Here is a 19,243-nt window from a genome sequence, read left to right as displayed (position 1 = left end):
TATGTGGCGCCAGTAACGTGCGATTATGTAGAAGTCCATCTGGCTTTTATCCCGTGTGAATCAAAAACGCGTACTATTCGTTCAGCTTGTTCATGGCTCACACATGGGAAATCAGAATTCCTGTTCATCATCATCTGCTGAATAATCACGCCGTGACTCGGTATTACTTCCCAGTTCTACCTGATAATCATCTACTGAAAACTTGATACCTTTTAGGTGTTTAATCATGATACTTTCCACATCCAGTGCCAACACTAATTTTGATTCGTTGGACGCCATATGTCTTGAGCGAAAGGTGTTGTTTTTTGTTGATTTTATTATCCTCCTGATTTTTGGGTTAAATCCATAATAAGGAACGCCATTATCATCTTCATCTTCACATTCATACAAGTTAACAGCATATTGCGGTTTTTTATCCTCTAAGTCTGAGTTTTTTACTTTTGCGGATTTATTGAATAACACAATGTTGGTTGTATCAATATCTTCATCATCATTATTTACCTGTGTCGATTTAAACGTTATGCCATCGAGGTCAAACCCTTCGTACAATCCAAGGTATTCAGCAACTGCTTGCGTCATGAGGTATTCATGGCCATTAGCGCTATTCAACACTGGGATCGTGAGTTTATGCGCTAACGTTTTTAAAAATCTAATTTTTTCCCTGACCTGCAGATGTTCCGGGTCGAATTTACTTACTCCAGCAGGGAGGATAAAATTCATTGAGGAGAGATCAAGTATTCTTAAATCACGCAAGGGGCGAAATTGGGCAACGATGACCCAGCTGCCAACCACCGGTCGGATCTCTGCCATGGCCGTCTCAGGTGACAGAGCGCCATAAAAAACAGGGACTCCAAGGGCATTCATGCGTCCGGATTTTGCGCTATCGGGTGGCGGCGGCCCCAGGTAGCGTTCCGGTTGAGACAGTGCCTTTTCAACTTCACTGATTTCTGTAAAGGACCGCGCACGATAGAATACGTTGACTGACGTATAGGATTTTATTGCCGATCCGCTTTCATCCGTGCGCATGGTGTGAATGTCTTTAAACAATTCATCCAGAAAGGATTTCGCTTCCTTATTAAAGAAACGAGACTCGTGCTTTAACGACCGTGTGATCTCTTCCCATTTGGTATCATAATGACCGCGTATAGTCTTGATGGGGACAAATGTGGTGTCGTCTTCATACTTTGCTTCATTATCATAATAATAGCTGTCGATTAACGGGTTACTCTGCATGGATTCATAAATATCGGCAGCGATATCAATATTGATACCCAGTTCTTCTTCTATTATAAATGGTGCCTCTTCCCCCCTGGCATTGCCTGCATAATCATGCCCCCCCCGCTCATAATAAGTATCAAACATGGTATCAATCCATTCGCCGAGTTGTTCGACACTGATATTTTTCACCTTTTTTTGGCAATAGCTGCAATTTTTTTCACGGTTTCCTTCATTTTTGATTCTGGCCTTGACATGTTTATCCGGCACGCATTGATAACATATTAATTTGTCTTCTAGCATAATCCCGCCCACCTATATTCATTCTTCATTCGTGCCGGTTGTTGTTACAGAGCCCCGACTTCTCCAGGAGGCGGTCAGCAGTGTTTCGGAGCCAGTCATACAGCTCTTCACCATTTTCCACCGTATTGTCGATATTGATATCCCGCCGCGTTACGGTGCCCCCGAACCGTTGTATTTCACGTTGCATAGAGGCCAGCGTGCCGTACTTGTCTTCAATGATCACTCGGCGGCTATACTCCGCAAACTGGTTCAGGGTCAGGTCAATGTACTTATCACCCAGCGCCACAATGACATGCGACTTAACAGTGGATTCTTTGTCAACCCGATAACTATGGGTCGCCTCCATATGGATAATTACGGGCTGCAGCGTCGGTTCCGAGTCCCGTAAATACTGCGCCAGGAAGTTGCTGGCCAGATCGCAGCAGCCGTGAGGGAATTCGTTCAGTTCCTGCCAGCGACCCATCGCAAAACATTCGTGTGACCGGGTGTCAGCGGCAAGCGCCAGAGCGTTGCGGAAGGCGTGGATACGCCGTTTGATCTCATCTGTCATTTGTTCACCATCCCTTTTATTCACTTGTATTTTCACCGGCAGACCCGCGTCATACATCGCCTGATACCACCCGGCGACCTGCAGGGCGTCCCCCTCCAGTCGTACGACCGTGCCACCCACGCGCCACAGCTGCAGGCAGGTGGTGCCGTCGAGCCGTACCATAATAACCCCGCTGCAGGCAGTATAGCCGGTGCCGGCGATCACCAGTTCCTGGTCGGCCAGGTTGTCAGCCGGGCGTACCGGCAGCACGCGTCCGTCAGCTCAACTGCCAGCTGAAGCGAACGCTTGTTACACAGGTGCGCAACCAGCCTGCCAGAAGACGAAGCTGGTTATAATCTTCATTACACTGATTATCCAGGACACCTGCTGTCAGGGCGAGTTTGGTCCAGAGCAGACAGGCACCACTGCGGAGTCCTCTTTCATAGGAGTCCAGTGGCCGGTTTCCCTGATTGATATGCAGCATGCGTAAAAATTCTTTCGTGTCGTCCAGCAGTTCGGCGTAGGTGACATCCAGTTTCGTATCGGTGTTTTTCACGTTCAGTGCTGTCGTTTATAAAGGTATTAAAAATATTAAATCACATCATGAATGATTTAATATTCACTAAGCAATAATCATATCAGATATGATTAATGGAATTATGAACAAAATCACAGTTGATATGATTTTTTTCATAAATAGATATAATCATACTTTTTTATTGATTTCCCGCATCGCAGATCCGGTTTCTGGCAGAGTCGGATGTATAAAGGCCCGGTTCAACGGGCCTTGGATTCCGTGCTGAAGGTTGCGTATTTAGTTGCGGGCAGTCATTCTTTTATTTATCAGCTCAAACAGTTTTTCGAACCGATCCAGTTCTTCCGTAGACAGCAGCTGATTATTGCCGTCTTTCAGATGGTTCATAAATACGCGGGCAGGTTTGGTTTTAACGAAATTTTTCCTGTCTGCCGAGAAGGCACTTTCAATCTGTTTGACAATACGTGGGATTTTCTCATTCAGCTTCAGAGTTGCTGGTTCCAGGCCGTAGCTTTCGCCAACCAGTTGGAGGAACGTGTCGCGATTAAAGAGATCTTCAATATCGCACTCGTCACGGTTGGATTCCAGAGCATCAGAAACAAATACGACATTTTTCCTGTTCAGCATCCCTTGCTGCTGAAGTTCAGCTGAAGTCTCCCGGCTCTGTCTCTCATCATCAAGCAGTACGACTACATTGAGATTCTGTGAGGACAGTAGTGACACCATATAGGAAACACGTTGTGCCCCGCCGGCAGGTGTGATGGTTATTTTACTGCTCAGGCCTTTCCTGCCCGATGAAGCAAGTACATCTGAGATGGTGCTGAGGTACCAAAAATCAGTCACACCCTCAACAATCAAATTATGAGAACCGATAAACAACGACTGGGCAATGTCATAACCCAGCGCTGCCTGCAACGGGAATAAAGTCGTGGAATCGCCACTGGGATCGTTGGTTACTGTCGTCCCCTTATCTTCGTTAATCGAGACAGTCTTTACATCTGCAATGCTTTTAATCGGAACCAAGAATGGTGAATGCGTAGTGTAAATAATCTGATTTGCAAAATCATTACTCAGGTGATTAAGCAAATCCGTTTGAGATTTTGCATGCAAGTAAAGTCCGGGTTCATCCAAGAGGATGATTGCATTTTCTGCATTACCCCCTTTAGTATCGGCAAAGAATGTAATATAGAATGAGAAAAACCATTTAAAGCCACGACTTCTTTCGTCGAGATTAACGTCAACATCATAGGAGTGGTTGGTGTCGGAAACGTAGGTGTCAAAATGATCGTTATCAACGTTAAACCTTATTTTAAGTGGTTTATCCTTCCATAGTCTCCGGATTTCTTGTGTGACCACAGCGCTAGCTCGGTTAACGAGCTGATTTCGAATGTCTGAGTTGTTTTTATTTTCGCTCAGCTCGGCAGGATTAATGCCTGCAACTTTACATAGTTTTTCAAAGTTAATATCGGCCTTGGACATATTTCCTTGTTGTTTACGTTGATTATATTCAGCCATATTTTGATGGCCGTTTAGCTCAGGATAATCATCAACCATGACAAAGACAGGCAGTTTTGATTTAATCCATTTTCGTGCTTCAGCCTGCCTTGCGTCATCACTGATGATCTCTTCAAGAATATCTTCAATTTCATCAAGAGCGCTCTCTGAGGAGTCTTTAATTTCAATGCTGTTTTTTAAAAGGAGTTTTCTAAGCTCCTGTGGCTTGCCTTTAGCTTTTGCAGACCAGCCTAAAGGTCGTTCTGGAATGGGAAGCATTGCGCTACAGACGTCTCTTATGAGCTTCAGCTCAGCCTGGTTAGCTTCTGTATTGTTTTCTTCTCTCTCAAAAAAAATGTCTATCTGCGCAATAATGGTTCTGATTTCTTTTTTTATTTTTGGGGCGTCATACGTGAACGTATTTAGGCCGTGAAATCCAAAATATCTTATATTGCCGTTGTAGTTCCGGCTGATGCTGACAGAGGTGATATTGCTTGCCCTGGGGTAAACCTCAGCAAGTTTTTCACGCTCCTCTTTGGTCAATGTCCAGTTTGATTCAACAACTGGAGTATCTGGTGTACAGTCGCTCAATTTTCTGTTTCTTGGAAAATTTTTGATATTATTTAGTTCAGAAAATCCGGTTGCTGGGTTAAGGCTTTCCAGAGCCAAAAGAAGGTTTGTCTTACCGCTCTCATTCCTACCCAAAATGGCGGTCAGTTTATCGGTTGTAATTAATCCACTATCAAAAATGGATCTGAAATTTTGCACACGAAAAGATTCTAATTTCATACACTGTCTCCTATTTCAGTAGTGCTGTGGCAATCGCAGTGATAGAGGAAAGAAAAGCCAGCCCCAGGGCGGACCATATCTTAAGATTATTGGTTTTAATTTCGAAACTGAGCCTTTTGTTCTGCTCTTCCACGGCAATCATCTTGGTCACGAGATCCAGCATGATGCCCATCTCTCCAGAACTGATAGGAGGAGATTCTCGTTCATCTGTTTCACTATTCTTCCTTCGTCTTGCATAGCGCAGATGAATCATATACAGGGGTTCGCCCTGTACACTGAGGTTGGAAGAGCATCTGAAAAAAGCCGGGTATGATGCAAGTATCCGTTCGACCTCCTGCATATTCATACCTAGGCTATCAGCAATATTTCTGGGTGTTCTGCTGTTCCAGCGCTCATGTGCGCCAAGGTGTTGTATGAGCGCTGTCAGATAGTGAAAATCATTAACAAAAGATAGCTGGACTTCAGTTGATTTGTTTGATCTCTGTGCGAATATCATATTTATCCTTAAAAGATACGGACACTTCCCAGTAAAAATAGTAACAGGGAGATCACCCATGCTTTTTATACATGTAAAGAGCCTATTGTAAACACATTTCTGGCCTGACAACATTGTGGATTTTGTCGCCTTAAACGTCCATACGGAATGCATGATTATTATTGCTATAAAGTCATGAAATTTTATATTTAATGCTTAAACTGTAAAAGTACCCCCATCGCAACAATAATTCTCCATTAGTGCGTTTTCAGCATTAGTCTCTCACTTCTCCTCCTGAGATCCGAAAAGCGGTAGTTCCGGAACAAGTGTGTTTTTTCGCCATGAAAATGTGAAAAACGGGAAAACCTGCTATAATATAGAAGGTTAGTGGTGATCAGGGAGATGGTGTTACAGATACATTCAGCGATATAACCGTACTGTGAAGCGCTTCCTGTTTCCGATTACTGAAATGGTAAAGTTTCCGGAAGGTCTGGTGCAGGCTATCCGGTAATTCCGTCATGGAACTGTTTTACTGCTAACCGTCAACTGCGCGGCGACATGAAGTCACCTGCGTAATTATATAAGTTCAAATGATAAGGAGATCATATATGAACAATCTAAAAATTAGTTTTGAAACTGCGTATGCGGCAGTGAGTTTTCTTCAGGACAGGATGGGTCACCGTCGTCTGTGGATCACCAAGTTTTATGTGGGGATGGCAGGCGTCGGGAACTACTACGCTCTTGTTGACTGGGATCACCGTGTGCTTGCCGACTGGAATGAGAAAACCTGTCGCTGGGATTTACGATCTGAAGCCTGGATTGTGGTTCAGGACAGCAGATACTATCTTCCGGAAGACGTGTTGACTGAAGTCATTTCACAAGCGCAACTCTTTCAGCTCTCCACTGTGGAAAGCTTTTTATAATCAAGGGGAGGGGCTTAGCCCCTCTTTTTTTGTCTGCGACACAGCCTGTGATGAATCGATAATAGTTTTCAATAAGGAACACACATGGGGGACTGGTTTATTGCCACTGAGGGTGTGAAGATCGTCAAAGACAGCGCCAGCCTGTGGCCGCAGATCATCACGGCAGTTTCGTCCGCCGGCGCGGCCCTAGGCGGTGTGTACCTGGCCCACTATTTTACCCGCCAGCGTGAAGAAAGAGCGGCGGCTGCGAAGCAGGCCAGTGAGCGTCTTTTCATTACTACTGAGCTGGTTTTTTTACTGGAGCGCTATGCGATTAAGTGGTTAGAAGTGGATATTGAAAGGGTTGCTCTCCATTACAAGGCAGAAAAAATACCCAGTCTGAATTTATTAACTGTAGCCGGTAATTGGCGTGCCCTGGATGCAAATCAGATATTCAGAATACGTGAGTTCGATGCCAATCAGGCTGTAATGTTTCTGACATTAAAGCTAGAGCTTTCTGAGGCTGACTATGTGTTATTTCTCTATGAAGATAGAGTTTATGTCTTAACGCAGGCAATTAAAGCTTTTCTTCTGGCGGCCAAACTTCGTCGTGAAGTTGGATTGCCGGATTCGGTTCATCTGAAAGGAAATCAGGGTGTGTTGGTACCACTTTACAGGGCAAGAAAAGTATATCGGCGCCATATTCTGAAAAAGCGCAAAGAGAAAGCAACTGAAAGCGATAATGGTGAATGAATTGACTGGTCTTTCAACATTTATTTCCCTTGAAAAACAGACACGAATACCCGTATCTATCGATTATCAAGCGGCACTTGCGCTACGACAGATGACGATCATACAGGACGAGCTGCCAAAGTATCTGCTGGCACCAGAGATCAGCGCCCTACTCCACTATGTGCCAGATTTGCACCGGAAAATGCTGATAGCCACCCTGTGGAATACCGGTGCGCGGATCAACGAGGCGCTGGCGCTGTCACGAGGAGACTTTTCGCTGACACCGTCTTACCCGTTCGCCCAGCTGGCCATACTCAAGCAGCGGGTAGAGAAGGCAGCGCGAACTGCGGGTCGGCTCCCGGCCGGCAGCTCAGCACACCACCTGGTACCGCTGTCTGATCCGCAGTACGTCGCGCAATTACAGACCATGGTGGCCACACTAAAAATTCCGCTGGAACGCCGCAATCCAAGAACCGGCCGCATGGAGAAGGCGCGCCTGTGGACGATCACCGATCGGACGGTACATAGCTGGCTGGCTGAGGCTGTGGAGGTTGCAGCCCACGATGGTGTGATTTTCTCGGTCCCCATCACCCCGCACACTACAGAGACTGGCAAATAGCCATTGGTTGTTATTTCAGCTATAGTGGCGAAAGACCTAACAAGATATAGGGTGGCATTATGAGCCAAACTCGAAACCAGCAAGCCTACCAACGTGGCGTTCGGATAGCACGTATGTGGAAGCGTCTGAAAAGCACGATTTTGAGATGGGATTCATTCTGTGTGTCTAAAGCTAGTAAGCACAAGCTTCCGACTTGGTTGGGCCATGTACCTATCACTTGTTTAGTTGCCGTATCTGCCATTAGTGGCCTAACGGGTGGATTACTGGTAGCCATTGTAATTTTGTTTGGCTGGGCGCTGTTACTACTCCCTTCCATGATGGAATTGCTCAAACCTACAGTAAATGTAAAAGTTACTAATTGGGAAGAAGAGAGCCATAAATGTAATTATGGCTCTAATGGTTCAAACGGATCTGATGGCTCTACAGGATCCTAACTATTTACCTCCTGAAGCAACTTTTGAAACAGCGGCGTCACCGACAATCCCGCCTGTTTGTTGAGACTTAGATGTTCCATCAGTGACCATGCGGGAAAGTTCACCAATTCGAACACCTGCCCATGAAAATGCTGCAAGCCATACAGCTGGCAGTACCAGAAACATACACCCCATCACCAAATTCATAATGAGGTCATCAGAACTGTTCTGAAAACCGGCCACGTTCCATCGGCTGTGCGTATCCGAGCCGTAAAGCGCTTCCAGCAGCCAACTGTCCAGCCAGCGCGCCAGCTCCCACCAGAAGGTCAAAAAGTTCAGCGCGAACACCACGAACGTCACGGTGATCACCGTCTTATACTCGTAAGCTGCGAATGCCAGGATAAGCGGTACCATGATGTACACCGCCATCAACAGTACCGCCTGCACCATCGGTAGCGCCTGCCGCATCGCATCAAAAGCCGGATACGCCGCCAGGCTCCCCAGTGCGGTCCCGCCCATCGAGGCAATACGGTTAACCGAGTTGTCCAGGGTAAAGTCCGCGTTACCGCCATAGCCGGCATACGCCCGTCCGCCCTGGGAGACGGTCAGGTTATCCGGGCTGACCAGACGACGCACCACCGCTTCTTTATAGTCCGCGTCAGATTGTCCCATCATCTTCAGCGCAGCGGACATCCGCAGCATCACGCCCGGGTCGACCTGCTTCACTACCCTAGCCTCCAGGCCCGTATCGCCGGCTGGCCACCACTCGCTGCAGGTCGGGTACCCACCCCGTCCGGTGTTTGGCCGACCGCTGTCCCGCCCTTCATTCCACGGGAAACTGGCGCGCGGCGTTTTCGACTGCAGATTGTTGTAGTAGCCGCCATTCAGGAAGGTTTTCGACCCCAGCCACTCGATATCACGCAACGTGGTTTTGTCGGTCGTTTGCCCCTGGTCGCGGTTCTGCCAGGTATACAGCGCCAGCGCGTAGCAGTCGTTAGTGAAGTCCTGCAGCTCCTTTGCCAGTGCTGGGTTGTTGACCCGACTGTGCTGGACCTCAAAACGGACCTGCCGCAGATCCGGCCGGCACGGAATAGTGGCCACTGCCGCCGACGTGATCCCCTTCGACAGCTTATGCACCACCAACCACCACACCGGCACCTTCGCCGTCTGGCCGTTCATGCTCGACATGATGTTGGCGTAACCCGTTTCATCCGGTTTTTTGGGTGTCCAGGTACCGCAGGTCGCTGCCCGGCTGCTGTCATATTTGATGGTATCCAGACTGACATTCATTAGCGGCAGGCAGCAGGCAAGCATCACAAAAAACGCGCCGTAGAGCAGGTTCTCGATGCGCGGCAGGGACAACATCCCTTTGTTGCCCTCATCCTCACCTTCCTCCCGGACCTTCAGCCAGATGGCCGCCACCTTGAACAGCAGCGGCAGCACAAACAGCCCCGTACTGACCAGCAGCTCCCACAGGCCGTTGTTAATCAGCCAGCCGAGCAGCGTCAGGAAATACTCCAGATAGCTGTTGGTCATCATAGGGTCAACCCTCCGCCAAAGAGGCTGTATTCACATGCCAGGGCAAATACCGCGCACGCGATGGCCATGCGCTTGAGCGGTTGCCGGTATTCCGGTTTGCAGCCCGCCGCGTGCCAGATTTTCCAGAATCCCCAGGTCAGCACGGCGTAAAGCGCCAGACGCCAGCTCAGCCAGCCATAACGAGTGCTGTGCACCCAGTCACGCAGCGCGGTACTCTCTCCTGGGTGATTGACACCCCAATGGGCCATCCCGAGCGCTATCACCATGGCAACCACGATCATGCCCAGCATCTGCAGGACTCGCTTTGCCCGGTGACCGGACCGGCCGCCCCTGCGGGGCGACAAGCCTTGTTTCTCTGTTCCAGTCATTAATGCATCCCCCACGGTTACTGGTCGCTTTCCGGTACGGCCAACTGGTTAAACTTGGTGTCCGGGCTGTCAACCGATTGACGCTGCGGGTTGGTTTCCGCACGGTTGTTCTCGCGATCGATGATGGTCAGCACCGCGTTACGGGAAATCTCGCGTTTCATTTCCATTTCATTCTTCAGCGCAGTGATCTCGCGATCCAGCGCCTCGATACGCCGATCGCCCTCTTCCATCGCCACTTTCTGTGCGGAGGCATTGGGCTCGGACATCCCGGTAGTGATCATGCGACGCATAATGAAGGCGGTTTCAATGGTGTCCGCCATCGCCAGTTCGCTGGCCAGGCGGCCGACCAGAGCAGCATTATCCGGGTCACGCTGCAGCGCCTTGATAACCCCGGCGGTCACCGCCAGGCTGCCCGTCTTGAGCTTGGCCAGGTTGGCAGTGGTGGGTTTCTCTGCCCCGTTGACCAGTTTGGCCAACTGCTCGTTATTTGCTTTTGTCGCCTCTTCCAGCATCGGCGCAAAACCGGTGCCGGCCACGGTACTGCCGGGCTGTTCACTCCCTTCACCACTGGTACATTGCGCCGCATCCTTACAGGTACGCAGCGAGGAATCCCCCAACACCTTCACCACTGCAGCGGCCGCTTCTTCGCTGCTGGCATATTTGGCACAGGAGCCGCCGGTGCAGCTGCTGCCGGATACACTAGAGGTACTGGTGACCGGCAACGCATTCATCATGTTGTAGCCGGCGGCCGCCAGGTCGTGCGTTGGCTTGATGGCCGGCTGACCGGCGCCACCTCGCTTCTGGCCGCCGATCCAGGTCTGGCCGGATTGCCCGGTCACTTTCTCCGTGGCATTCATCGATCGCACCGCATCCGCGTCCCCGTTATTGACCAGGCTCTTGGCTTCCTCCATCGCTGCCGCCTGACTCCAGCCGCCGGTATCCGCCATGTCCATCATGCGCTTCGAGAGGTTCTGACAGTTCAACTGCGCCTTGTCGAACGCGACGCCACCCTGCAGCACTCCGTTGGTCAGCATTTCATACAACCCCGGGTTGGCACGCTGGATAGCCATCGCCGGCAAACTGGCCACCGCTCCAGTAGCGCCCTGGATAACGCTGCCCATCAGGTTCTTGAAGCCGTCGGTGACACCATTAAGCTGATTACCGATCGTCGTTTTCAGATCGAAGTTGCCGCACATCAAATCCGAGCTCCAGCCCAGGTTCATGCCCAGGCGTTGCATGTTGCCGCGTGTCGCCGGCTGTGAGATCACCGAGCCACCGCCCAGGGAATAAAACAGCTTGTCCGAGACCGCGCCGCTGGCGCTCTTCCCGTAACCGATATTGCTGTCATTCACCTGGGGCAACGAAATGCCAAACAAAGTACCGTTATCATCATTGTCGTCAGCGTGCGCGTTCATGCCGACCAGCATCAGACTGCTGACAACCCACAGAGACAGCAGGCTGCGCCGGCCTCGGAAAGTGCGTTTATTCATCGTGTTATTCATCGTTCATGCCTCAAAAGTCCGTGCTGGAGAGGAAACGCTGCCCGCGGCGCTGGCAGCAGCTGTAGGGTTGCCACAGGGCAAAGGCAGCGTTCGCATCCGCTGCCGGCGGATGGTCGCCGTCCGGGAACACGGCGCAAGACTGGCTGAGCTGCGGCGCCAGACGTTGCCACTTGTGGTTGTTGGTACCGGTGTTCTCCGTCACAGCGCCTGGAGGCCAGTACCCCTCAGAGCGCTGGCCCATCAGGAGTTGATAGACGTGGGGTTGACCAGAACGGGTGATGATGTCCGCCACCCGCTGCGCCACCAGGGCACCGGCCTTGTCGTCATCGACCTGGGTCACAAACCCCGAGCGGGGATAGACGTTGCCCCACATATTCGCGGCCGCCTGACTGCCAACCTCACGCATCCCCGGAACCAACGCCTCCGGGTAGAGGGACTCGGGAATACCGGTACGCCACGCCAGGCTGTCCAGCGTGCTGAGGAAATACGGCACAAAGGGGGTCGCCGCGCTGCGGCACGAATAGCCGGCAATGCTGCCGCCAATCAGGGACGTTGCCGGATGACCAATGGCATCGGCATACTTGAAGTGGAGGTTGGTTTTACGTTCCCCGGGGGTTTTCAGCTCGTTGTTCCCACCGCCGGCAGACACGCCACTCAGCCCGCTGGTGATACTGCTTTCCAGCCCGCCGGCAGCCTGACTCACCATCGACATTTCACGCCAGGGATTGCCTCCCTGGGTGTTGTACGCTGACACCACGGCTTCCGGGATATAGTGGGTGACTTTGACGGAGGTCCGCACCTTGCAGCCAAACGGCGTGCACAGCAGCCAATAACAAATGCCACTGACACGCCAGCTGATGCAGGCCTGCGACACGGCACTCGCGACAATCTGCGCGCTGTTGAGCGCAGCGTTCGCTGCCGGCACGCTGGCCGCGGTCAACATAATGGCCACACTGAGGGATTTAAGGGTAAGGCGGGGTTGTTCCGGGGGCATCCCATGCAAAAGGGGTCGCTGCATATTACTGCCCCCCTTGTGACTGGGCACGTAGTGCCATGGCCTGGGCTATATCAGCCGTGCCATACACCACATCCCTATCGTCAAACACGACGGCCGGCACTTTTGTCACGCCCAGTTCCCAGGCACGCACCACCGCACGGTAGACCGTGGCCAGCTCCTGTTCATGAGCCTGCCATTGCGGTGACTGCAGCACGGCCTTAGCCTGGCGCTCGGCTTCATCCGGGTTCGACGACAGCTCTCCAAACGTCTGCGCCTGCAGTTGCTCGGGACCATCAAGATAAATAACGGAGACCGAGGCATCAACGTTACTCGGTGGATGGTGGGAATCGGTATAGAGTACCGTGCCGGCAAACACCGACGCCGGCATCAGCAGAGGGAACAACGTCAGCAACGTGCTGATTTTCATAGCCTGCACTCCTGCGTGGATAGAATCCACACAGGGTGCTACGAGTAGTTCAAGAAGGCAGCAAAGAAGTCTTTATTGGATTATGATAATTTTAGTCGTTGATGCTTCAACCGACCTTAGGTCATCGCGCTCATAATCGTCATCTGTATTAGTCGCGGCTTGTTCTGGTGATACTTTGTAGTTGAACGTAGTAAAACATGACCGTCTGTTAAGAGCGAGGAATGGACATTGCTAACAGCCTTCTGTGTTAATTAGCAGGGAGCAGGTCAAGGGAACAAATGGGGTCCTTTTGAGATGTTTAGCGTGTTATAAATCTGCATAGCATCACGTTGAGGCTGTTCCCCCCACTTCTTCACACCAATCCTAGCTCCACAGGCTGATTCAGAAATTAGTAATCTGCGTGTTTCACACTTTTCAAAAATGCTTTCATATTTTCATTAGGTTGCTCAATTTCGAAATTACTTCCATATCGCTCTTGTAATTTTTCCCATAAGTTACTTAATAACCCTCCCCTGCGATAAAATGGATGTATCCAAACGGTAGATAGGTACGGAGAATTTGCATTTGAATTGTTTATTGTGACTAGCCCAACTAAACATTGTCGATTACCACTATTATCCATTGATTGTATTTCTTCGATGAACGGATACGCGATTACATCAATCCAACCATGATCGGTTGTATCCCATTGCATTCCGTCATGACATTCCTTTGACTGATAGCGGCGTAAAGCTACACACGCGAGCTTCTGCCAATCTGGAGAATTAATTGTGATCTCTTCATCATATGACGCTCCTACTGGAGCGGGTATTGGTCTGATTAATCCAGCATGGCATTCATCATAGAACTTCATGCCTGCCTCAGAAATGTTGTTTGCGTTGGTTTGCTCCATGTGTGCGCCATTCAAAAATAGCTCTGATAGTAGTGTATCTACGCTGTACTCTTTATTGATTATTGTCGGCTTAGAGTTTTTCTTATTAAGGCCGCGAGTCACGTTGTTTTGATCAATGTTAACAACATGGAATAATCCGTCGGGAAGGCTAGCGAACCACGATGGTGCATCTGACCAAAATAGTATGCCTTTTGTACTTATTAAGAGTTTAATTAAGTTAATACAGGTTTCTTCACTAGTCCTGCCGTTAATGCTGAGTATGTTAGGATTAAAGTAATATTTATCCGTGTCGGGGTACGCAGCTTCGCAAAATTCCTGTACATAATCTAGTACCTTACGCCTACAGAAGTCATCATAGCAGGTAACAACTAAGGGGGTATCCTCATAGCTATTATGATTATCAATCATGCAATCTATAGCGAGACTTACTGCTTTGTGTATCACTTCAGTTGAATCTAACGACTCTAAAAAATTTGCCTTTCGTGTGCGAATATCCATGTATGACCTGCGCTATTAAAATTCATGAATGAACGGTTTGTCATCTGGTTGTAACATAGTAGCTTTATTCGTTGCTACATTTAAACTGTTGTAGAGCGTAATTGCCAGGTTTGATGCATTATCAATCAGCGTTTCAAGAGTCTGATCCATAATCACTACGAGGTTTCCTTCTTTATCCTTTCCACCACGATGCACTAAGTGATTTCGATTGAGGGTTGCCAATTCAATAGCTTCTATCGGACAGTCTTTTCGTACTTTTATATCGAATGTAGCTTCATAGCGGTCGATTACCTTTTTAGTGCTATGCCAGCTTGCACTGATCAAGTGTTCCTTGATTGACCTGATTAGCTCTCCCCTAATTTTCTCGATGGGTTCACCCTTGAAAGGCAATGCAGCAATCTCTTTGCTTACTTTAAATTCAGTCTTACCTTTTTCTATACAATTTGCTATGTAAACATCATCTTTCTCTATAGAGTTAATGAATAGTTCAACATAAAGCGTTTCCAAAGCTGTAATAACATTCGTGTAGAGCAAACTAAGCAAGTGGTCTTTTTGCTGTTGTTCAGTTTTATCTTTTGCAAGTTTTTTTATTTTGTCGATGTTGTCAATGAATTTTAAATGCGGATTGTCGGAAGAAGTTACAGCATCGTAGATATCATCATTGTACCAATCATCTACATTATTTGAGTTTCCAGACCAGTCAATACATTGTGTTTGTAAGTCATCTACTAATTCCTCGATATACTCAGCCTTGACATATTGATCAAAGATGGCTTGTAGTTCTCCGCTCGCATCATACGGCCCGCCATATATGTAAGCATAGCCACCTTCTCTACTTTCATACGGACAAGCATTTGCCGGATCTTCAAAGTTTTCAAAGAACCAGTTTTTCATTACTTCGAGTTGATCTTTTTTGCTTATGTATTTTAAAGATTTTAGTGGGACTTTCTTTCCATTAACCTCGAAAACAATTTTCACGATGTAACGCCTCCTTGTATGAATTGCGCAACTATTGTACCACGGCGGAATACAGGGCATGACCTGCCCCCTTAAACTAACATACCATGTGCCAGCAATGTCCGCTGGCACATAGTGGACAAACATATGTTGTACTTCGGAACCAAAAGCATGAGCCATGCCGCCGTCAGTCACACTTTTTTCATCAGGACGTAGATACACGAATTATCATACTTTTCCTCAGACGGCTTCATAAAAAACCGGCCAGAAGGCCGGTCAAAGAGTAATAGCACTTCAAACTAATTAACCCGAAATCGCTCGCACAAATCGCTTAGATGGAGCAACAGATACACCACATCAGCGGCATCCGGTACGGTGACATACCAGCGCGGGTGGTCATACTCCTCTGGCAGGGGCCACAGCGTACTGCCAGTCACCGTGATCAGCACATCGATACAGCGCCCCAGCCGGCCCTCAAGATGCAACGCCACGCTGGTACGCCTCCCGATGCGATGCGGGTGGGCAGTCAGTGTGACCGGTCCCCACAGCCGATCGCGGATAGCCGCACAGAACATCTCAAGCGCCTGCGCATCCGTATCGCTTAAGGTGGCCACACCCTGCGGAGGGAGGGTAAACAACGACGGTTCACGACAGACCTGGCCGTGCGGTCGTACACCAGGTTCAGGGTATTTCAGGGTCATCATGCAGCCCGAGCCTCCCCGTTCGCCGCCAGGCCGCGCAGGCGGTCAAGCTTTTGCGCCACCTTGCGGGCAGCCTCGAGCTCACTACAACCAAACTCCTGCATCAGCGCGCGGCGCTCGGCCTTCTCTTCTTTCTCGGTCATCCCCAGGGCCAGATACAGGCTTGGCGGTACCGCACGGAACAGCGCCTCGAGTTTTTTCGACAGCACCACTCCCTCGGTATAGCAACCGGACAGCTTGCTGGCCGACAGCAGCACCGCTTTTTGCTCCTCGGTCAGCGCCTTGAAACGGGCAATATCGTTGACCTCCTCCGGCGGCATCGTCAGACAGACCCACCACTCCGCCATATTCAGCATCTTCTCGGCAATGTCCGGGAAGTCTTTTAAGTTCTGTGTCGCCAGCCACAGCCAGGCACCGAGTTTACGCCACATCTTGACGATTTTGGTCATGTAGGGCGCCAGCAGCGGGTTCACCGTCACAATGTGGGCTTCATCCACTGCAAACACAATGTCCCGCTCCGAGTACTGGTCTCGTTCGGCAATGTTGTTGATGGTGTTGGTCAGGCTCACCATCGTCAGCGCCATCTGCGCCTCATACCCCTCACGCGCCAGATGCCCCAGGTCAATCAGGGTGACATCCGCCTCTGGCCACAGGCTACCCTCGCGGTTAAACAGCTCCGCCTCGAAGCTGCCGGCCTGGGTAAACATCCCGAGCGACTCGGCCATTTCAGCCGCCTTGGCCCGGCGCTGCTCATTACGGATATCACTCCCTTCGTCTTTGGATAGGGTATACAACGCCTTCTGCAGATCTGCCGGCAACATCTGCCGCCCTTCGTCATAGGTCTGACGCGCCGCCATCAACAAGGCTTCACGGATCATCGCGCGGTCGGCACGCTTCAGTTCGTGCTCTTCCTTCGCATCACCGCCAGTGATCATCATGCGCGCCGAGATTTCCATTTCACCCAGGTAATCGCGCTTGTCATCATCGTCGTCGCCATCGGCATCGATGTCCGGCAGGTCATTTTCATCCAGAGCCAACGTCGTTAATGCATCTTCGACCAGCTTGTGCGCATAGGAGAACGGCGGCAGAGAGACACCACTGCCCGGCTTGATGCTCACCTTATTGACGCTGAGCCCCTGGCTCTCGAAGTAATCGGCCAGCAACCCAAACGAGTTGCCCGCTTCCGCGATAAACAACCGTGGCCGGTGTATCGCCATCAGTTGCGATAAGGTCGCACACAGCGTCGCCGATTTCCCCGCGCCGGTCGGGCCAAAATACAGCATGTGTGCATTCTGGCTACGGTCATGCTTGTTAAGCGGGTCAACCGTCAGCGTATCCCCGCCGCGGTTGAAGAAGCTCATACCGGGGTTACCGGTCCCGGTCTCACGGCCGGTCACCGGCAGCAGTCCCGCCAGGTGCTGTACCCAGGTCAGGCGGGTATACCAGTGTTTCTTGTCGGTCTCCGGGTTAAAACACATCGGTAACGCCCGCAGGTAGGTATTGAGCGGCGCCACATCAAACTCCGGCCGTACCGGTTGCAGGCCGGCGCCCAGCAGCACGTTGGTCAGATCGACACGTTTGTGGTTGAGTGTGGTCAGGTCGCCGGCACGCAGCAGGAACGTAATGCCGGCACGGTACAGCTTGTGGCGATTCCCCAGGTACTCTTTCACCTGAGCCACGTCCTGACGCACGCGGCCGGATTCGGTATTCTCGCCGACGGCGTTTTTCGACAGCTTGTTGAAATCATTCTCCAGCGTGTCCTGAGGTTGTACCACGATGGTCATGCACAGCATCGTTCCCTCCGGGAACAAATCCATCAGCGCATTGATTTTCTTCTCGCCGCGTTTCATTTCACCGGTGATGGTGCCCAGCTCCGGCGGGCGGCGCAGCTTCTCGACGGGAATGGCACAATGCGCCTGGTTATCGAACCACCACACCCCCTGGTCCGGATCGGACACGGGCGGTGTGAACAGCAGGGTCTCGGCAAAATCGTTCTGCACCGGCATGGTGCCTTCCGGCGTATCACGACTGTCAAAATAGGCGGCGTCACGGTACAGGGTCTCTTTTTCCACCCACTCCGGGTTGGGATTAAAATGACGCAGCAGCCAGTCATGGACCTGTGCCCCGTTCTGGCGCACGCAGGCAACGCCGGCGCCGGCGAGCGCCCCGGTCACCCGCTCACAGGTCTGATTCAGCATGGCGATCGGCGGCATCGGAACATGATTACCCTTGCCAATCCAGCGATACACCACCATGCGGGTACGACGTTGCTGCCCACGCCATGGCTGATCGGTGATCAGCGTGTCCTTAAACAGGCCTTCCGGACGAGCGATACCGCGCATATGACGTTCGGTTTCTTTCAGCCAGTCTTCTGTGAACGCGCTGCCCTGGGCATGGGGTTTGACGTAATTTCTCAGGCGGTCGATATACGCCTCGACGTTGTTCTCGTCCTGGCAAAAGAACTGCACCACCCAGGGGTTTTCGTCATGCTCGTCAAATGAGTCCTGCAGGGCGTCTTCCACCGTGTCGCGCATTTGCTCCAGGCGATCGTCCGTGCGTCCTTCGGTGGCTACCGGCGTGATGTCAAAAACAGCCCCGACGGACACCCCGTCATCGAGCAAAATACACTGTTCGCGGTCGAGAAACTCCGCCCAGGGCAGGTAATCAACGATGGACGGGTTGGCGTGATACACCTGTTTCTCATCCTTTACCGTCATCTTACCCGGGCGCCGTAATGGCTCACGCCCGTCGACGGACAGCGGCACGCCATCCTCAGTGGCGATCACGGTGTCCTGGTCACCCGTAGCCGGCACCACCGGCGTCTTGCGCGTCAGGCGCTTTTTATCAAACAGGGAAAATCGCATCAGTAGGCCTCCGTCCGTTCACCCGGCATCGCATACTGCACCTGGCTGTAGAACGGGAACACGGTGCTGTACCCCGGCACCGGTGCGTTGCCGTCCGCCAGATGCGGAAAGACATACATCACCAGGTCAGGGTTCGGTAGCCGCGGGAACTGCTGGCTGATTTCGCTTTCCTGGGTGCGGCTGTAGCTGCGATCGTCCGCCGCTGTCGCCTGACTTTCGCTGTCGGTGAGCGGCCGGCGCAGACTGTCTCGGGCCGCCACCGCATTACGTGCCGAACCACCGCCGTCATCACCCTGCCACAATTCCAGCATCGAGCTATCGCCCGGTGGCAGCATTTCCTCTTTCGACGTCGAGCAGCCGACCAATGCCATGATGCTGACCATGACAGCGGTAGCCAGGACTCGGTTAAATAGGTTTTTCCGCATGATTATCATTCTCTTATAAGCAAACACAGCAGAAGCTGCACACTCAGCCAAAACGCGCTGCAGAACA

The 19,243-nt window shown here is 51.0% G+C and carries 18 protein-coding genes and 1 pseudogene; 4 read left to right on the top strand and 15 right to left on the bottom strand.

Features of this window, described 5'->3' with window-relative positions; genetic code table 11:
* Window positions 1–111: 111 nt before the first annotated feature.
* The 5 genes from SERAS12_RS01625 to SERAS12_RS01605 all read right to left on the bottom strand — a co-directional run bounded on the left by SERAS12_RS01625 (window position 112) and on the right by SERAS12_RS01605 (window position 5,361).
* The gene (locus tag SERAS12_RS01625; protein ID WP_013811195.1) at window positions 112–1,518 is read right to left on the bottom strand and encodes an RES family NAD+ phosphorylase; all 1,407 of its coding nucleotides are present in this window, start codon (window positions 1,516–1,518) and stop codon (window positions 112–114) included.
* Window positions 1,519–1,543: 25 nt separating this feature from the next.
* Window positions 1,544–2,317 (bottom strand): hypothetical protein, encoded by a 774-nt coding sequence (locus SERAS12_RS01620; protein WP_013811194.1) that lies wholly within the window; start codon window positions 2,315–2,317, stop codon window positions 1,544–1,546.
* A 7-nt stretch (window positions 2,318–2,324) separates the two neighbouring features.
* Window positions 2,325–2,603 carry a hypothetical protein gene (locus SERAS12_RS01615; protein WP_013811193.1) on the bottom strand — a complete coding sequence of 93 codons (279 nt, stop codon included), beginning with the start codon at window positions 2,601–2,603 and terminating at the stop codon, window positions 2,325–2,327.
* Window positions 2,604–2,861: 258 nt separating this feature from the next.
* Window positions 2,862–4,865, bottom strand: coding sequence for an AAA family ATPase (locus tag SERAS12_RS01610; protein WP_013811192.1), 2,004 nt, complete (start codon window positions 4,863–4,865; stop codon window positions 2,862–2,864).
* Window positions 4,866–4,875: 10 nt separating this feature from the next.
* Entirely contained in the window at window positions 4,876–5,361 is a 486-nt protein-coding gene (locus SERAS12_RS01605) for a hypothetical protein (RefSeq protein ID WP_013811191.1), read from the bottom strand.
* Between the two features lie 587 nt (window positions 5,362–5,948).
* Here SERAS12_RS01605 and SERAS12_RS01600 point away from each other — a divergent pair.
* The 4 genes and pseudogenes from SERAS12_RS01600 to SERAS12_RS25220 all read left to right on the top strand — a co-directional run bounded on the left by SERAS12_RS01600 (window position 5,949) and on the right by SERAS12_RS25220 (window position 8,027).
* Window positions 5,949–6,263: a hypothetical protein gene (locus tag SERAS12_RS01600; protein WP_013811190.1), complete on the top strand. Its 315-nt coding sequence runs from the start codon at window positions 5,949–5,951 to the stop codon at window positions 6,261–6,263.
* Between the two features lie 84 nt (window positions 6,264–6,347).
* Complete coding sequence (locus SERAS12_RS01595) at window positions 6,348–6,995, top strand: hypothetical protein (RefSeq protein WP_013811189.1); 648 nt, start codon at window positions 6,348–6,350, stop codon at window positions 6,993–6,995.
* Window positions 6,985–7,575 (top strand): annotated as a pseudogene (locus SERAS12_RS01590) (phage integrase family protein); the annotation flags it as partial. The gene SERAS12_RS01595 and the pseudogene SERAS12_RS01590, both read left to right, overlap by 11 nt.
* Before the next feature lie 77 nt (window positions 7,576–7,652).
* On the top strand, window positions 7,653–8,027 hold the full coding sequence (locus tag SERAS12_RS25220) for a hypothetical protein (protein WP_013811187.1): 375 nt from the start codon (window positions 7,653–7,655) through the stop codon (window positions 8,025–8,027).
* Here the strand turns inward: SERAS12_RS25220 and SERAS12_RS01585 are convergent, their stop codons facing one another.
* The 10 genes from SERAS12_RS01585 to SERAS12_RS01540 all read right to left on the bottom strand — a co-directional run bounded on the left by SERAS12_RS01585 (window position 8,028) and on the right by SERAS12_RS01540 (window position 19,176).
* Window positions 8,028–9,545 (bottom strand): conjugal transfer protein TraG N-terminal domain-containing protein, encoded by a 1,518-nt coding sequence (locus SERAS12_RS01585; protein ID WP_013811186.1) that lies wholly within the window; start codon window positions 9,543–9,545, stop codon window positions 8,028–8,030.
* A complete protein-coding gene (locus tag SERAS12_RS01580; protein WP_013811185.1) occupies window positions 9,542–9,913 on the bottom strand; it encodes a hypothetical protein in 372 nt (123 codons plus the stop codon). The genes SERAS12_RS01585 and SERAS12_RS01580 overlap by 4 nt, the downstream gene beginning before the upstream one ends.
* Window positions 9,914–9,930: 17 nt before the next feature.
* The gene (locus SERAS12_RS01575) at window positions 9,931–11,415 is read right to left on the bottom strand and encodes an integrating conjugative element protein (protein ID WP_013811184.1); all 1,485 of its coding nucleotides are present in this window, start codon (window positions 11,413–11,415) and stop codon (window positions 9,931–9,933) included.
* A 10-nt stretch (window positions 11,416–11,425) separates the two neighbouring features.
* Entirely contained in the window at window positions 11,426–12,433 is a 1,008-nt protein-coding gene (locus SERAS12_RS01570) for a TIGR03756 family integrating conjugative element protein (RefSeq protein ID WP_013811183.1), read from the bottom strand.
* A gap of 1 nt (window position 12,434) precedes the next feature.
* Complete coding sequence (locus SERAS12_RS01565) at window positions 12,435–12,839, bottom strand: TIGR03757 family integrating conjugative element protein (RefSeq protein WP_013811182.1); 405 nt, start codon at window positions 12,837–12,839, stop codon at window positions 12,435–12,437.
* A gap of 388 nt (window positions 12,840–13,227) precedes the next feature.
* Window positions 13,228–14,229, bottom strand: coding sequence for a hypothetical protein (locus tag SERAS12_RS01560; protein WP_013811181.1), 1,002 nt, complete (start codon window positions 14,227–14,229; stop codon window positions 13,228–13,230).
* 15 nt (window positions 14,230–14,244) lie between these two features.
* Window positions 14,245–15,207 carry a hypothetical protein gene (locus tag SERAS12_RS01555; RefSeq protein WP_013811180.1) on the bottom strand — a complete coding sequence of 321 codons (963 nt, stop codon included), beginning with the start codon at window positions 15,205–15,207 and terminating at the stop codon, window positions 14,245–14,247.
* A 278-nt stretch (window positions 15,208–15,485) separates the two neighbouring features.
* Window positions 15,486–15,890, bottom strand: a complete 405-nt coding sequence (locus SERAS12_RS01550) for a hypothetical protein (RefSeq protein WP_013811179.1) — start codon at window positions 15,888–15,890, stop codon at window positions 15,486–15,488.
* Complete coding sequence (locus SERAS12_RS01545) at window positions 15,887–18,751, bottom strand: conjugative transfer ATPase (RefSeq protein ID WP_013811178.1); 2,865 nt, start codon at window positions 18,749–18,751, stop codon at window positions 15,887–15,889. The genes SERAS12_RS01550 and SERAS12_RS01545 overlap by 4 nt, the downstream gene beginning before the upstream one ends.
* Window positions 18,751–19,176 carry a TIGR03751 family conjugal transfer lipoprotein gene (locus tag SERAS12_RS01540; protein ID WP_013811177.1) on the bottom strand — a complete coding sequence of 142 codons (426 nt, stop codon included), beginning with the start codon at window positions 19,174–19,176 and terminating at the stop codon, window positions 18,751–18,753. Before SERAS12_RS01540 ends, SERAS12_RS01545 begins: the two co-directional genes overlap by 1 nt.
* Between the last annotated feature and the right edge of the window lie 67 nt (window positions 19,177–19,243).

Origin of the sequence: Serratia sp. AS12, assembly GCF_000214195.1 — a bacterium.
Classification (GTDB): Bacteria; Pseudomonadota; Gammaproteobacteria; order Enterobacterales; family Enterobacteriaceae; genus Serratia; species Serratia plymuthica.
The sequence above is the reverse complement of the archived record's forward strand: the minus strand, read 5'-3'. Positions and strand labels throughout refer to the sequence as shown.

Coding starts and splice junctions, on each gene's coding strand:
- SERAS12_RS01625 (WP_013811195.1), bottom strand. CDS start 1,518: ATGCTAGAAGACAAATTAATATGTTATCAATGCGTGCCGGATAAACAT.
- SERAS12_RS01610 (WP_013811192.1), bottom strand. CDS start 4,865: ATGAAATTAGAATCTTTTCGTGTGCAAAATTTCAGATCCATTTTTGAT.
- SERAS12_RS01605 (WP_013811191.1), bottom strand. CDS start 5,361: ATGATATTCGCACAGAGATCAAACAAATCAACTGAAGTCCAGCTATCT.
- SERAS12_RS01600 (WP_013811190.1), top strand. CDS start 5,949: ATGAACAATCTAAAAATTAGTTTTGAAACTGCGTATGCGGCAGTGAGT.
- SERAS12_RS01595 (WP_013811189.1), top strand. CDS start 6,348: ATGGGGGACTGGTTTATTGCCACTGAGGGTGTGAAGATCGTCAAAGAC.
- SERAS12_RS25220 (WP_013811187.1), top strand. CDS start 7,653: ATGAGCCAAACTCGAAACCAGCAAGCCTACCAACGTGGCGTTCGGATA.
- SERAS12_RS01585 (WP_013811186.1), bottom strand. CDS start 9,545: ATGATGACCAACAGCTATCTGGAGTATTTCCTGACGCTGCTCGGCTGG.
- SERAS12_RS01580 (WP_013811185.1), bottom strand. CDS start 9,913: ATGACTGGAACAGAGAAACAAGGCTTGTCGCCCCGCAGGGGCGGCCGG.
- SERAS12_RS01575 (WP_013811184.1), bottom strand. CDS start 11,415: ATGAATAACACGATGAATAAACGCACTTTCCGAGGCCGGCGCAGCCTG.
- SERAS12_RS01570 (WP_013811183.1), bottom strand. CDS start 12,433: ATGCAGCGACCCCTTTTGCATGGGATGCCCCCGGAACAACCCCGCCTT.
- SERAS12_RS01565 (WP_013811182.1), bottom strand. CDS start 12,839: ATGAAAATCAGCACGTTGCTGACGTTGTTCCCTCTGCTGATGCCGGCG.
- SERAS12_RS01560 (WP_013811181.1), bottom strand. CDS start 14,229: ATGGATATTCGCACACGAAAGGCAAATTTTTTAGAGTCGTTAGATTCA.
- SERAS12_RS01550 (WP_013811179.1), bottom strand. CDS start 15,890: ATGATGACCCTGAAATACCCTGAACCTGGTGTACGACCGCACGGCCAG.
- SERAS12_RS01545 (WP_013811178.1), bottom strand. CDS start 18,751: ATGCGATTTTCCCTGTTTGATAAAAAGCGCCTGACGCGCAAGACGCCG.
- SERAS12_RS01540 (WP_013811177.1), bottom strand. CDS start 19,176: ATGCGGAAAAACCTATTTAACCGAGTCCTGGCTACCGCTGTCATGGTC.